Source organism: Paenibacillus sp. A3M_27_13, assembly GCF_024213315.1.
GTDB lineage: Bacteria > Bacillota > Bacilli > Paenibacillales > Paenibacillaceae > Paenibacillus > Paenibacillus polymyxa_B.
In genome coordinates, this window is record NZ_JANAVE010000003.1 from 117,477 (window position 1) to 130,971 (window position 13,495).

Annotated in this window: 12 protein-coding genes; 7 read left to right on the forward strand and 5 right to left on the reverse strand. The window is 42.5% G+C overall.

What is annotated here, in order from left to right:
- Positions 1-54: 54 nt before the first annotated feature.
- Entirely contained in the window at positions 55-636 is a 582-nt protein-coding gene (locus NLX82_RS13475) for a TetR/AcrR family transcriptional regulator (protein ID WP_023991067.1), read from the reverse strand.
- Between the two features lie 319 nt (positions 637-955).
- On the opposite strand from NLX82_RS13475, the gene NLX82_RS13480 reads away from it, so the two are divergent.
- The 6 genes from NLX82_RS13480 to NLX82_RS13505 all read left to right on the forward strand — a co-directional run bounded on the left by NLX82_RS13480 (position 956) and on the right by NLX82_RS13505 (position 6,555).
- Positions 956-2,017: an LLM class flavin-dependent oxidoreductase gene (locus NLX82_RS13480; protein WP_254348289.1), complete on the forward strand. Its 1,062-nt coding sequence runs from the start codon at positions 956-958 to the stop codon at positions 2,015-2,017.
- A gap of 23 nt (positions 2,018-2,040) precedes the next feature.
- Positions 2,041-2,979: an alpha/beta hydrolase gene (locus tag NLX82_RS13485; protein WP_069080563.1), complete on the forward strand. Its 939-nt coding sequence runs from the start codon at positions 2,041-2,043 to the stop codon at positions 2,977-2,979.
- Positions 2,980-3,302: 323 nt separating this feature from the next.
- A complete protein-coding gene (locus NLX82_RS13490; protein WP_069080562.1) occupies positions 3,303-4,259 on the forward strand; it encodes an endo-1,4-beta-xylanase in 957 nt (318 codons plus the stop codon).
- A gap of 240 nt (positions 4,260-4,499) precedes the next feature.
- Positions 4,500-5,051 carry a TetR/AcrR family transcriptional regulator gene (locus NLX82_RS13495; protein ID WP_069080561.1) on the forward strand — a complete coding sequence of 184 codons (552 nt, stop codon included), beginning with the start codon at positions 4,500-4,502 and terminating at the stop codon, positions 5,049-5,051.
- Entirely contained in the window at positions 5,051-5,422 is a 372-nt protein-coding gene (locus tag NLX82_RS13500) for a DMT family transporter (protein ID WP_023991062.1), read from the forward strand. Before NLX82_RS13495 ends, NLX82_RS13500 begins: the two co-directional genes overlap by 1 nt.
- Before the next feature lie 245 nt (positions 5,423-5,667).
- Positions 5,668-6,555, forward strand: a complete 888-nt coding sequence (locus NLX82_RS13505; RefSeq protein ID WP_254348291.1) for a class I SAM-dependent methyltransferase — start codon at positions 5,668-5,670, stop codon at positions 6,553-6,555.
- A 168-nt stretch (positions 6,556-6,723) separates the two neighbouring features.
- Here the strand turns inward: NLX82_RS13505 and gnd are convergent, their stop codons facing one another.
- From gnd to NLX82_RS13525, 4 genes are all read right to left on the reverse strand, one after another.
- A complete protein-coding gene (gene gnd, locus NLX82_RS13510; protein WP_254348293.1) occupies positions 6,724-8,127 on the reverse strand; it encodes a decarboxylating NADP(+)-dependent phosphogluconate dehydrogenase in 1,404 nt (467 codons plus the stop codon).
- Positions 8,128-8,234: 107 nt separating this feature from the next.
- On the reverse strand, positions 8,235-9,581 hold the full coding sequence (locus tag NLX82_RS13515) for a GntP family permease (RefSeq protein WP_023991059.1): 1,347 nt from the start codon (positions 9,579-9,581) through the stop codon (positions 8,235-8,237).
- Positions 9,582-9,608: 27 nt separating this feature from the next.
- Complete coding sequence (gntK, locus tag NLX82_RS13520) at positions 9,609-11,147, reverse strand: gluconokinase (RefSeq protein WP_069080559.1); 1,539 nt, start codon at positions 11,145-11,147, stop codon at positions 9,609-9,611.
- Positions 11,140-11,871: a GntR family transcriptional regulator gene (locus tag NLX82_RS13525; RefSeq protein WP_028540932.1), complete on the reverse strand. Its 732-nt coding sequence runs from the start codon at positions 11,869-11,871 to the stop codon at positions 11,140-11,142. The genes gntK and NLX82_RS13525 overlap by 8 nt, the downstream gene beginning before the upstream one ends.
- A gap of 317 nt (positions 11,872-12,188) precedes the next feature.
- On the opposite strand from NLX82_RS13525, the gene NLX82_RS13530 reads away from it, so the two are divergent.
- Positions 12,189-13,484 carry a GntP family permease gene (locus tag NLX82_RS13530; RefSeq protein ID WP_023991056.1) on the forward strand — a complete coding sequence of 432 codons (1,296 nt, stop codon included), beginning with the start codon at positions 12,189-12,191 and terminating at the stop codon, positions 13,482-13,484.
- Positions 13,485-13,495: the final 11 nt, after the last annotated feature.

A 13,495-nucleotide genomic window follows, 5' to 3' on the forward strand; every position in this document is an offset into this window, starting at 1 on the left:
CCTTTAAACTGTCGTATAGTGATTCCCATTCGGTAAAATTGAATTCACTCCGAATTACTTAAGAAGTGTAAGTGTCACCTCTATCGTGTTATCAATAAATGATCGTTCTGGACGAGACTTTATCATTACGGTTAGTCCAATTAACGATACGACTAGCGCCTGTGATACAGCCTTCGCATTGAGCCCGATCTCAAGCTCACCTGATTGTATACCTCGTTCAATGGTTTCTTGAAATATAACCGATAGGTACATTTGATGTTCCCTTGTAAGAATTTCAAACTTCTCATCATGGGGTGCAAGTTCAACCATTGTATTGATGCAAAAGCATCCTTTTCTAGGGTTTTCTGTATATTCCTCATCGACCACACCTTCAAAAAAAGCTCGAAATGCTTCTTTTACAGATGGTTTGCTTTGAAGCTTGGCTCGGATCAGAGAAGCACGGGACATCATGTATTTGCGCAGCGCAGCTTCGAACAATTCTTTTTTTCCTCCAAAAGTGGAGTATATACTAGGTCGTTGAATTTCCATTCTGGAAGTTAAATCACTCAGTGAGGTAGCTTCATATCCCTTCTCCCAAAATATTTGCATTGCTGCATCTAATACTTTATCTTCGTCAAATTCGCGGATTCGTCCCATAATCAATACCTCTCATTGCTCGTAATTTTATTCTTAACTCAATAGCTCTGATCATAATTGTCAGGGTTTTTTATTTGCGTACCAATTAGTATGTTATTATCTTATAATTAGCCCGTTATATTGTCAAATGCAGATTGGTTTATCGCACCAAGGAGATATCAGTATGAGGATAAATCAAAGTGTTTTTTACTGTATTTATTGACAGTATTCTTTTTAATGAGTTATATTTACTGGGAAAAATATATTACCGATCGGTATGATATTTTATCGGTGTTTGATTGTCATACAAAGAAAGCTATTAGAATAGGAGAGATGGACCATGGAGATAGGTATTACTTCGTTTGTAGAAACAAAGCCTGACGTCCAGACAGGTGAAGTGATAAGTCACGCACAGAGATTGCGCGAAGTTGTCGAGGAAATTATCCTTGCTGATCAAGTGGGACTTGATGTGTTTGGGGTAGGTGAGCATCATCGGAAGGATTATTCGGCATCTTCACCAGCAATTGTGCTGTCAGCGGCTGCAGCGCAGACGAAACGGATTCGGCTGACCAGTGCAGTCACAGTGCTTTCTTCAGCTGATCCCGTTCGCGTTTTTCAGGATTTTGCTACGCTGGATGGTATTTCGAATGGACGTGCGGAGATTATGGCGGGCCGAGGTTCCTTTATTGAATCTTTTCCACTGTTTGGCTATGACTTGGAAGACTATGATGAGCTGTTTGAACAACATCTGGAATTGCTCCTTAAAATACGGGAGTCCGAAAAAGTAACCTGGAAGGGCGGACATCGGCCAGCGATTCACAATTTGGGTGTGTATCCACGGCCGGTTCAGAATCCTTTACCGATATGGGTTGGCAGCGGGGGCAGGCAGGATTCTGCTATCCGTGCAGGTCTGTTAGGACTGCCCTTGATGCTGGCGATCATTGGTGGAAATCCGATGAATTTTGCACCGCTTGTACAGCTTTATAAGAAGGCAGCAGCGCACGCTGGTCATGACGAATCGCAGCTTAAGGTTGGATCGCACTCGATAGGATTTGTTGGAGAGAATAATGAACGAGCTGCAGATACATATTTCCCTTCTACGATGGCAGGTATGAATAGATTAGGCAGGGAGCGGGGCTGGGCGCATTATGATCGTTCCAGCTACGATGCCGCGCGCAGCTTTGAAGGTGCGCTGTATGTTGGCGATCCTGAGACTGTTGCCCAGAAGATCATTCACCTTCGCAAACATGTAGGTGTTACACGCTTTATGCTGTATGTTCCGTTAAGTACAATGCCGCATGCCGAGGTGATGAGAGCCATTGAGCTGCTGGGAACAGAGGTAGCACCCCGAGTTCGGAAGGAAATAGCCCAGTGGGAAGCGGAGACGGAAAAAAGATTATAAAAACCAACATAGGAGTGATATGCATGGATTTTGAAAATCGTTTGTACCCAGAATTTAGGTCGGTAATTGCACAATTTCCTGGATTTCAACTGGAAGAAAATTTAGAACTGAGCAGAAGCTATTTGTCGAGTTCTCCCATTGAGCAGTCGGAGCACGTACGCACGACAAGCCGGATGATTCCGAGCGTAGCAGGCGAGATATTAGTCAAAATCTACGAACCTGCCCAGCGAACTGACGTTAGGCTTCCGGCCATGCTGTGGATTCACGGGGGAGGCTATGTGATGGGGCATCCTGATATGGACGATGTTTTGTGCGAACGCTTCGTACAGGCGGCTAAATGCGTCGTCGTATCGGTCGATTACCGACTTGCTCCCGAGCATCCCTACCCAGCTGCCATCGATGACTGTTATGCCGCTTTGACGTGGATGACCGACGAAGCTGAACTGCTGGGCATCGACTTAGATCGGATCGCAATTGCCGGAGCAAGTGGGGGCGGCGGTCTGACCGCAGCACTTGCTTTAATGGCTCGTGACAAAGGCGGGCCAGCCCTCATCTTCCAAATGCCGCTGTATCCGATGATCGATGACCGTAGTATTACGGCGTCAAGTCATGAGATTACGGCCGATAACGCACCATGGAACCGGAAGAACAACTTGGCGGCCTGGAACATGTACTTGGGGGATCGTACTGAAGACACCGAGGTGTCCCTATACGCTGTGCCGTCGAGAGCGGAATGCTTGGCTGGGCTACCGCCGACCTATACGTGCATTGGCCAGCTCGATCTGTTCCGAGATGAGACGATTGAATATGTGACACGCCTTGCCCAAGCTGGGGTAGACGTTGAATTCCATCTGTATCCCGGCACATTCCACAACTTTGAGGGGATGGTTCCGCAAGCAGAAGTGAGCCAACGTGCTAGCCAAAGTTATGTAGATGCAATTGCACGAGCCCTTAATTCTTAAACTATTAAATGGGCAGTCTCCAAAGTGATATGCTTCCAAAAAAGTAGACAGGTTAAATAATAAAACTTGCTACTGTAAGGGGAGCATATCACTTTTTGCAGTAATCTTTTTTGTCGTTTGATACGAGGCTAGATTTTAACCGAAACGATGTGTTAAAGGAGCATCAGGTGTTCAGTCGCCCCGCAATGATGTAAAGTTTTTCGGGTAAAATCTTTACTTTTACATGTAGCGGATAATAACCTTTCATTCTTATAATTGGAAATGTAAGCGATTTATTTAGAGGCGAGGATATTAAAAAACTATACGTATGAGGAGGAGATTGTATGTCGAAATTTAAAGTGGGCAAGTTGGTAAGCAGCTTGGCGTTGGCGGGTGTGTTGTTATCATCAGTTCTGATAAACCCGGCTAGTGCCAGTATGGCGAACGGTGGCAAATTCCTCGGGAATATCATTGCTGGAAGTGTCCCTGCAAGTTTCGGAACATACTGGAACCAGGTGACGCCAGAGAATTCGACCAAATGGGGGTCGGTTGAAGGCAGTCGTAACAACATGAACTGGTCGCAGGCGGATACCGCCTACAATTATGCCCGTAACAATGGCTTCCCGTTCAAGTTCCATACATTGGTATGGGGTGCTCAGGAGCCAGGTTGGATTAGCGGACTGTCGGCTGCTGATCAGAAGGCGGAAGTGACCCAGTGGATTAAAGCAGCAGGCCAACGCTATCCGAATGCGGAGTTTATAGATGTGGTGAATGAGCCCCTGCATCAGAAGCCATCCTTCCGCAATGCCATAGGAGGTGACGGATCGACCGGATGGGATTGGGTCATATGGTCATTCCAACAGGCAAGACAAGCCTTTCCAAATGCCAAGCTGATGATTAATGAATATGGAATTATCAACGATCCCTCGTTAACCGACCAATATGTCAATATTATTAATCAGCTCAAGAGCAGAGGCCTGATTGACGGTATTGGTATTCAATGCCACCAGTTTAGCATGGACACTGTCTCAGTTAACACGATGAACACTGTACTGAACAAGCTAGCGGCAACAGGATTGCCAATCTATGTGTCGGAACTGGATATAACTGGCGACGACAACACCCAGCTTGCCAGATACAAGGAGAAATTTCCGGTATTATGGAAGCATTCCGCGGTGAAGGGAGTTACGCTCTGGGGATACATCCAGGGGCAAACCTGGATATCGAATACACATCTGCTGAACTCAAATGGCACGGAACGTCCCGCACTCCAATGGCTGAGACAATATGTGCAGAGTTAAGCTATAGGTGGCACTTAAAACCCAACAGATGCGAAATTTTTCCGAATGTCTGGGCTGGGTAGATATTTATTTGACGAAGTCTTGGCTGAAATGTTATACGCCCAAGGCTTCTTTTTATTTAGCTTAAACCTAACGTATCAAAACCTAATCCAACTCAATTAGGCTTACATACCCAATCTATAACTTTAACCCACTTGAAATAAAACCGTCTGGACGGTATAGTAAAGAGGGGTGATCAATATGAATACAACTAAAAAAACATTAAAAAGAGAATTAATTCTTAAAGCGGCCTCCATGATTGTGCACGAAGAAGGAGTAGAGAAGTTAACGTTAGAAGCGGTGGCTAAGAAAGCGGGAATAAGTAAAGGAGGATTGCTTTACCATTTTCCGAATAAGGATGAATTGGTTTTGGGAATGGTTGAGCAACTATCGACCAGCTTTGTCTCCGAATTTAATGAGAGAGCAGAAAACGATATGCATTCCAAAGGAAGATGGACTCGCGCTTATATGAATACATCATTTTCTGGCGATCGGAATGCAAGTGACCTGTATACCGCTCTTTCAGCAGCACAGTTTACGAACCCTCAAATGCTAAAGTTACTTCAGGACGAGTATGAGAATATCCAAAACAAAATTGAAAACGACGAATTGGATCCCGTTCGTTCCACGATAGTCCGATTAGCTATAGACGGCTTGTGGTTTGCCGAAATGTTTGGGCTTGCTCCTCCTAATAAGGAAATGAGGCAAAAAATGATGGAAGAATTGAAGACATATATAAAGGAGAATGAATAATGGCTTATCTTTTCTTGGCAATCTCTATTGTTGGTGAACTTATTGGAACTTCAATGCTTAAAGCTTCAGAAGGTTTTACCAGATTGTATCCGACTCTATTCACAATTGTTGCGTTTGTGATCTCTTTCTTCTTTATCTCTCTATCCCTTAAGACGCTTCCTTTAAATATGACTTATGCCATCTGGTCAGGTGTAGGGGCTGTTGCTACAACGCTTATTTCAGTATTGATTTGGAAAGAAAAAATCAATACAGGAAGTATCGCAGGTATTGCTTTAATTGTTATTGGCGTGGTGGTACTGAACCTATTTGGTGCAGGACATGGTGAGGCAAAAGCTACAACAGAAGCAACGGGTTCAATCGTTCAAAAATGAGATAAAAATTTTCGGACCGAGGATATAAACACGCTTGAAGGCATAAGGGCATTCGTCGAGAAAGTTCTTGTGCCGCACGGCGTGAGGGTATGAATTTTTAGTCATTTAAATTTTTTTGATTGAATTGCAGATATAATAAGTCTATAATGTCGATTGTAGGGTGTTTCATATTTACCACCATACGGAAGCAAGGTGTAGATATTAGTAGACTTTAAAATCTAATTAGTAGAAGGGAAGTCTAATTAATGACCCAGTCTTTATTTGATCCCGAAGTATGGAAGGCTGCTTGGATTAACGATCCGGAAGCCGGTGTAAATCGAATGCTTAGAGCGGGAACGGTACCGGCTCATTCGTTTGATGATATGACGAGGGCAAGAAGCTTCCACGAGCAGGCATTTAATGAAGAGGGAATAAAGAGAACAACCAGAATTATGGGATGGCTAAGGACACAGGGAGTTACCTTTGAAAATTCCTCTATCTTGGACATTGGTGCTGCCTCCGGTGTCTTCAGTATTCCTTTTGCAGAGGAAGGGGCAAATGTTACCGCCGTTGAGCCTTCAGGACCGTTGACAGCCTTAATGGAAGAGAGTATTAAGCCATCGATAAAGGAAAACATTAAAATCGTGCGGGAACAATTTGAGGAGTTATCTATTGAGACGAACGGATGGAAAAACAAATTTGATCTGGTGTTTGCATCCATGTGTCCAGCCATTTTCGGTTGGGAAATGGTAGAGAAGGCGCTCGCCTGTGCCAGCCAGTTTTGTTACATCAGTACGAGTGCTGGGCCTAAGGAGCATAGTCTGATTCAGGAATTGCGCCCTGTAGTCGGAATAAAAGAAGACCTAGTACAAACGTCAGATATGGCATATATCATCCAACTATTAAATATATATGGCTATTCTTTTCAAACCCTGATTACTCGTGAAACCCAAACGGTAATGATGTCGGTGGACGAGGCGGTAAAACATACATTAGGCTGGTTCTCATTCTTCGGGATGCCGACAGATGAACAGTCATTACAGAAGGCCGAAACTTATTTAAGAAGGACGTACGCAGGAAAGAGAATTCCTGTCCAACAAGGGGGGCGCTTTGGCAAGGTTTTGGTCCGTATAAAGAATCAGCACATGTATTAATCGTTTTGTCATGTAGCTTCTATTTATTCCCCTTGCCCTTCAGAATCTCAACGTCTGTTACATAATATAGACACAAGAGCATTGTGGGGAAAATGTATTCAAAATAAGAGCCCTAATGAAGGGAAGAACCACTTCATTAGGGCTCTGGAGATTTACTACCACTATCGATCACTGCCAGTTTGTGTGAAAGGACCCTGCTGCATCACTTCGTTCATAAGTATGGGCACCAAAATAATCCCTTTGTGCTTGCAAAAGGTTAGCATTCGAAATGCCTGTCCGGTAACTATCATAATAAGTAAGTGAAGCACTTAAACATGGAAACGAAGTGCCAGAATTAATACCCTCACAGACAATTTTTCGTAATCCTTTTTGATACTCTTTAACTTTTTCAGCAAAATACGGGGCGATTAATAGATTAGCCAAATTCGGCTGTTCTTGATATGTTTCGCTTATTACGTTTAAGAATTCAGCACGAATGATGCAACCACCACGGAAAATAAGGGCAATATCCTTTAAAGGTAAATTCCATCCGTAAAGTTCAGAAGTCATTTTATATTGTATAAATCCTTGCGCGTAGGCACAAATCTTACCCATATAAAAAGCTTGTCTAATGTACTCAATCCACACATCTTTATCTAAACTTCGCTGATCAATCCCTGGTCCTGTTAGAATATTTTCTGCATAAACTCGTTCTTCTTTTAAAGAGGAGATGTAACGGGCAAACAATGACTCTGTAATAATGGATGATGGGATCCCATTGTCAATTGCTTGAATGCTTGTCCATTTACCTGTGCCCTTTTGCCCTGTTTTATCAAGAATCACATCGATTAGTGGTAAGCCTGTTACATCATCCTTTTTCCGTAAAATCTCTGCTGTGATTTGGATTAAATAACTTTTCAGTTCCCCTTGATTCCATATTTCAAAGATATCAGCAATTTCATTCACAGATAAACGTAACCTTTTTCTTAAAAATGTATAGGTTTCTGCGATTAACTGCATATCTGCATACTCGATTCCGTTATGTACCATTTTTACAAAGTGACCGGACCCTTTTGGACCCATATAAACACAGCAAGGGTCTCCGTCCACTTGGGCTGCTATTTTTGTTAGAATAGGAGCTGCTTTTTCATATACGTTTTTATCTCCACCAGGCATGATCGAAGGTCCATTTAAAGCCCCGACTTCGCCGCCGGAGATACCGATTCCTAAATAACCGATTCCTTTTGACTTCAATTCATCATATCTACGTTCCGTATCTTTGTAATGGGAGTTACCACCGTCCATGATCACATCGCCTGCTTCAAGGAAGGGTACTAATGTACCTATTACCGAATCGACCGGTTTGCCCGCTGTTACCATAAGGAAGATTTTCCTTGGAGTTTTTAAGGAGTAAACAAAGTTTTGAATTTCGTAGTAGGGATGGATGGAGTGACCTTCACTTTTTTTAACAAGATCATCCGTTAAATCCCTCGTATAATTATAGACAGCGACTTGCTCACCCTTACCAGCCATGTTTAAAGCGATATTACAGCCCATTACCCCTAAACCAATGACACCAATTGTGTTGGACATTTTTTCTGCTCCTTTTATTTGAAATGAATAGGCCGTAGATCCTCACTTATAGGCTTAGAAGATTCTAAGAAAAATAAGTGGGGGATCTACCGCCCGGGAATCATGGTTTATACGAATAAACTTAGTACTAAAATAAATCCTAATCCAGCTACAGAAATGATGGTCTCAAGTAATGTCCATGTTGCAAATGTTTCTTTCATGCTTAAACCAAAATATTCTTTAAACATCCAGAAACCAGCATCGTTAACATGTGAAGCTATTAAACTACCCGCTCCCGTTGCAAGCACAACTAAAGCAAGATTAACGTCGGATTGTCCTAACATCGGAATAACTAAACCAGCGGTTGTTAAAGCTGCAACAGTTGCAGAACCTAAGGAAATTCGTAATATTGCAGCGATAATCCAGGCAAGTAAGATGGGTGATAATGTAGTTCCATTGAATAATTCAGCTACATAGTCACCTACGCCGCCATTAATCAGTACTTGTTTGAAGGCTCCGCCACCCCCAATGATTAAGAGCATCATCCCAATATGAGTAATAGCAGTTGTACAAGATGCCATTACATTTTTAATTGGAATTTTCCTTGCTATTCCCATGGTGTAGACAGCTACCAGTAAGGAAATTAACATGGAAGTTGATGCATCACCAATAAAACGGATCGCTGCTAGTAAACTACTATCTTCAAAGCCCATTGTTTTTTGAAGCAAAGTAATAACCGTAGCAATAGACATTAAAATAACAGGAAGCATTGCAGTAAATACACTGATGCCAAATCCAGGAGTTTCCTCGGATTTAAATACTTTTTGTTCACCTAAAGAGGCAATATTACCCGTTTTCGTAAATGATGCAGGTACGAGTTTTTTGGCAAGCTTAGTAAATACAGGTCCAGCTAAAATAACAGTTGGAATGGCAATAATGAAACCGTAAAGTAAAACCTCACCAAGGTTCGCGCCATATTCACCAGCAATAACTGTTGGCCCTGGATGTGGAGGTAAGAAGCCATGTGTTACGGATAAAGCTGCAACCATCGGAATACCGAGATATAAGATAGAAACCTTTAATTCTTTTGAAATGGCAAATATGATTGGAATTAACAATACTAATCCTACTTCAAAAAATAACGCCACACCGATAATGAATGAAGCAGCTACGACTGCCCATTGGATATTTTTTTCACCAAATTTGTCTACGAGGGTCATGGCAATTCGTTGAGCACCGCCAGAATCAGCGATCAACTTACCTAACATCGCTCCAAGTCCAAAGATTAACGCTAAGTGACCAAGGGTTCCGCCTAATCCGGCTTCGATGGTTTTGACAATTTCCTCTAATGGCATTCCAAGTGCTAAAGCGACGCCGAACGATACAATGATTAATGAAATAAAGGTGTTCAATTTGAAGCCCATTATTAAAACTAATAATGCTAAAATTCCAATCGCTACGATAACTAATGGCATTGTAATTACCCCCTGCTTTTTATCTTTTTAGTGTTTAATTAAGCTTCTTTGATAATTGGAAATCCGTGTATAATCGTCTTCTAATACTCTGGATAGATTAATGAAAATCGGCAGCAATTTCCTATATTCCTTGGTCGCTTCTTCTTTTGGTGTATGTTTGTTGGTACTGCCAACCATTTCAGAAACGACTTCAAAGGACTGGATTTGTCCAGTGGCATACAAGCCTAAAATACAAGCTCCTAGACAAGAACTTTCGTAGCTTTCTGGAACGACGACTTCAGATGCGAATATATCGGACATCATTTGCCGCCAAACAGCTGACCTTGCGAAGCCTCCAGTAGCTTGGATTCGGGTCACAGGACTGTCCATACATTCGGTTAATGCTAAAAATACGGTGTACAGATTGTAAATGACTCCTTCTAGGGCTGCGCGAATCATATGTTCTTTCTTATGTGACATCGTTAAACCGAAGAATGAGCCACGTACGTCTGGGTTCCATAATGGCGCACGTTCACCAGCGAGGTACGGATGGAATAACAATCCGTCAGATCCTGGTCTTACACGTTCAGCAATCTTGGTTAGTACATCATATGGATCAATTCCTAGTCTTTTCGCTGTTTCCACTTCTGATGAGGCAAGTTCATCACGGATCCAGCGAAGGACCATCCCGCCATTGTTCACCGGCCCCCCAATAACCCAGTGCTTTTCTGTTAAGGCATAACAAAATATTCTTCCCTTTTCGTCTGTTTGAGGCTTGTCTAAAATGGTTCGAATGGCACCGCTTGTCCCGATTGTGACGGCAACTTCGCCTTTTCGTATCGCATTTACACCTAGATTAGAAAGGACTCCATCGCTAGCTCCAATGACAAACGATGTTTGTGGATCGATCCCCATCTTTTTTGCTAAATCTGAATCACAGTTGGTAAATATTCTGGTTGTTGGCACGAGCTCAGATAATTGAGAAGGGGTTATACCAGCAATTTTTAATGCCTCTTCATCCCAATCTAATTTTTCTAGATTCATCATACCCATGGCAGAAGCTAGGGAATAATCCACTACATATTGATCAAAGAACTTTTTAAAAATATATTCTTTAATTCCGATATACTTTTTAACCTTGACAGCGGTTTCAGGAAGGTCATTCACAATCCAAGCTATTTTTGTTAATGGTGACATGGGGTGAATGGGTGTTCCTGTTCGTTTATAGACTTCATGGCCATTCAGCTCATCTTTTATTTTATGTGCCCACGCTTCACTGCGATTATCTGCCCATGTAATACAAGGCGTCAGTGGGCGGTCATTTTCATCCATCGCAATGACACTATGCATGGCACTGCTAAATGAAACAAACGATAGCTTTTTTTGTGAGTGATGTTTCATTATATTTGAAGTGGCTTGCAGAACAGCCTGAAAAATCTCTTCTGGGTTTTGTTCAGCTGTTGCTATATCCGGTGTATAAAGCGGGTATCCAATATTCTCTTGTTGGATGACTTCGCCTTTTTCGCTAAATAGAACGGCTTTCGTACTTGTGGTTCCGATATCTACACCTAACATATAGTTAGTCATTTTGTTGCACGACTCCTTTAGATAGCATTTGTTGTGACATCCATAGGTCTTCTACTTTACCTTGAACATCATCAAAGTTTTCATGTAGAGACTTGATCATGAGGTCTCTATCTTTTGCTTTGATTGCTTCAATATAAAGTTCGTGATTGTTTATAATCCGTGTAAAGTCTTCATACTTTTCTTTAAAACGCATACGCATCGACAAAAGAATGAGACTTTCCATAACAGGCTTTAAATTATTCCAGATCATCAGAATATGTGAATGATTGACTGCACGAATAATCGTTTCATGGAACAAGACATCTTGATATGAAAACTCATCAGCATCACTATATTTGAGGGCGACTTTCATCATTTCGAGTATTTTACTAAGTTCCTTCGCCAAATCATTAGTGTCCATCTTTACAAGACGTTCAAATACGAAGGATTCTATGAGCAGACGGACATCATAAATTTCTTCTATTTCTTTTTCTGATAGGCCAATAACAACGGCTCCCATTCTTTCTAATCGAATGATATTTTCGGATGCCAGTATTTTTAACGCTTCACGAATGGGTGAGCGACTTACAGTGAAATCAGCAGCTAGTTTATTTTCGGATAATATGGTACCGCTTTCAATCCCGCCAGAAATAATGCGCATTCTAAGCTCGGATGTTACGCGATCACCAGCAGAGGCTTTTAAAAGCCATTTGGAGGGATATAGGAATTCTGATTCGACCATCATTTCACCTTCTTAATTAATCAAGTATACTTGTATACAGGTATTATAATCTGAAATTTTAAATTTGCAAGCGTATACATTAAATTTGTTTTGTAACGCCTCGATACATAAAATGAAAATTGCATATTAAGACATAGATCCTGTTTGGATCTTCTCATATATAGTGCTAGACTCAATACTGATTTCATCTATAGGTTCCAATTGAAGTTCCGATTTTTTGTTCAAATGCACAATCAATTTCGTCTGTTCTTCAATATTTTTAACATGCGGCAATCGATATAATGAAAGCGTAATCAAAAATTACCCGGGGGGTTAGACAGATGGAAGGATTGACGATCAGTTGGATAGGAGCTCTGGCAGGGCTGGCTATTGCAATTATTCTGATATTAAGAAAGCTGAATCCGGTTTACGCTTTATTTTTGGGAGCTATTGTAGGCGCTTTATTGGGCGGAGCCAATCTGGAGCAGACGATCAGCGTGTTAATAAGCGGTACGCAAAGTGTGATGGGGACGGTCATTCGTGTGCTTGCCGCAGGTGTATTGGCAGGTGTAATGATGGAATCCGGGGCAGCGGAGACGATTGCGCAGGCTATTGTAAAGAAGTTCGGCGGCAGTAAAGCGATACTCGCACTAGCCTTGGCGACGATGATTATTACGGCGGTAGGTGTATTTATTCCCGTTGCCGTGTTGATTGTGGCACCTATTGCATTGTCGGTCGGTAACAAAATGGGGATTTCCAAGCTGGCGCTCCTGTTGGCTTTGTCTGGAGGCGGAAAAGCGGGGAACATCATCTCTCCCAATCCTAATACGATTGCAGCGGCGCGCGGATTTAATCTGGATTTAAGCCACGTGATGTTGGCGGGTGTGGTTCCTGCGATATGTGGTTTAATCATGACTGTTTTGGTGGCGTCTATGTTGAAAACCAAAGGTGTGAAGGTGTCCGACCAGGATATCATGGACAGTGACGTCGATACATCGAAATATCCAGCGTTGGGACGGGCAATTGTAGCCCCGCTGGTAGCTGTTATTTTGCTGATGATTAACCCGATTGGTTCTATTTCCGGTATTGAAGCACTTTCGAGTTTCAAGGTGGATGCGATGTACATTTTGCCGATCGCTGGGATTGTGGGTATGCTGGCCATGGGGCAAGGGCGCAATATCTTAAAGTATTCGGCCTCCGGTTTAAATAAAATGACGGCGACTGTGCTGATTTTGATCGGTGCAGGCGGGATTGCTGGTCTGATCTCTGCTTCCAACTTGTCTGCTCAGGTGGTTGGCCTGATTGAAGCTTCGGGAGTTTCCGGTACATTTTTGGCACCGCTTGCAGGTATTCTGATGGCAGCTGCTACGGCGTCCACCTCGACGGGCGTTATTTTGGCAACAGGCTCGTTTGGGGAAGCCATTCTGAACATGGGAACGGCCCCACTCGCTGCAGCTGTGATGGTGCATACAGGAGCTACAGTCATTGATTCCTTGCCGCAGGGCAACTATTTTCACGTCACGGCAGACAGCATGAAAATGAGCATTAAACAACGGATGGGCTTGATTCCTTACGAAGCTATTGTGGGTGGAACGATGGCAATTGTAGCGACAATCATGTATGGATTTTTACTTTAATATTCACGATG

Excerpts from the sequence above, each read along its gene's own strand:
- NLX82_RS13475 (WP_023991067.1), bottom strand. The coding sequence starts at position 636 with ATGGGACGAATCCGCGAATTTGACGAAGATAAAGTATTAGATGCAGCA.
- NLX82_RS13480 (WP_254348289.1), top strand. The coding sequence starts at position 956 with ATGGAGATAGGTATTACTTCGTTTGTAGAAACAAAGCCTGACGTCCAG.
- NLX82_RS13485 (WP_069080563.1), top strand. The coding sequence starts at position 2,041 with ATGGATTTTGAAAATCGTTTGTACCCAGAATTTAGGTCGGTAATTGCA.
- NLX82_RS13490 (WP_069080562.1), top strand. The coding sequence starts at position 3,303 with ATGTCGAAATTTAAAGTGGGCAAGTTGGTAAGCAGCTTGGCGTTGGCG.
- NLX82_RS13495 (WP_069080561.1), top strand. The coding sequence starts at position 4,500 with ATGAATACAACTAAAAAAACATTAAAAAGAGAATTAATTCTTAAAGCG.
- NLX82_RS13500 (WP_023991062.1), top strand. The coding sequence starts at position 5,051 with ATGGCTTATCTTTTCTTGGCAATCTCTATTGTTGGTGAACTTATTGGA.
- NLX82_RS13505 (WP_254348291.1), top strand. The coding sequence starts at position 5,668 with ATGACCCAGTCTTTATTTGATCCCGAAGTATGGAAGGCTGCTTGGATT.
- gnd (WP_254348293.1), bottom strand. The coding sequence starts at position 8,127 with ATGTCCAACACAATTGGTGTCATTGGTTTAGGGGTAATGGGCTGTAAT.
- NLX82_RS13515 (WP_023991059.1), bottom strand. The coding sequence starts at position 9,581 with ATGCCATTAGTTATCGTAGCGATTGGAATTTTAGCATTATTAGTTTTA.
- gntK (WP_069080559.1), bottom strand. The coding sequence starts at position 11,147 with ATGACTAACTATATGTTAGGTGTAGATATCGGAACCACAAGTACGAAA.
- NLX82_RS13525 (WP_028540932.1), bottom strand. The coding sequence starts at position 11,871 with ATGATGGTCGAATCAGAATTCCTATATCCCTCCAAATGGCTTTTAAAA.
- NLX82_RS13530 (WP_023991056.1), top strand. The coding sequence starts at position 12,189 with ATGGAAGGATTGACGATCAGTTGGATAGGAGCTCTGGCAGGGCTGGCT.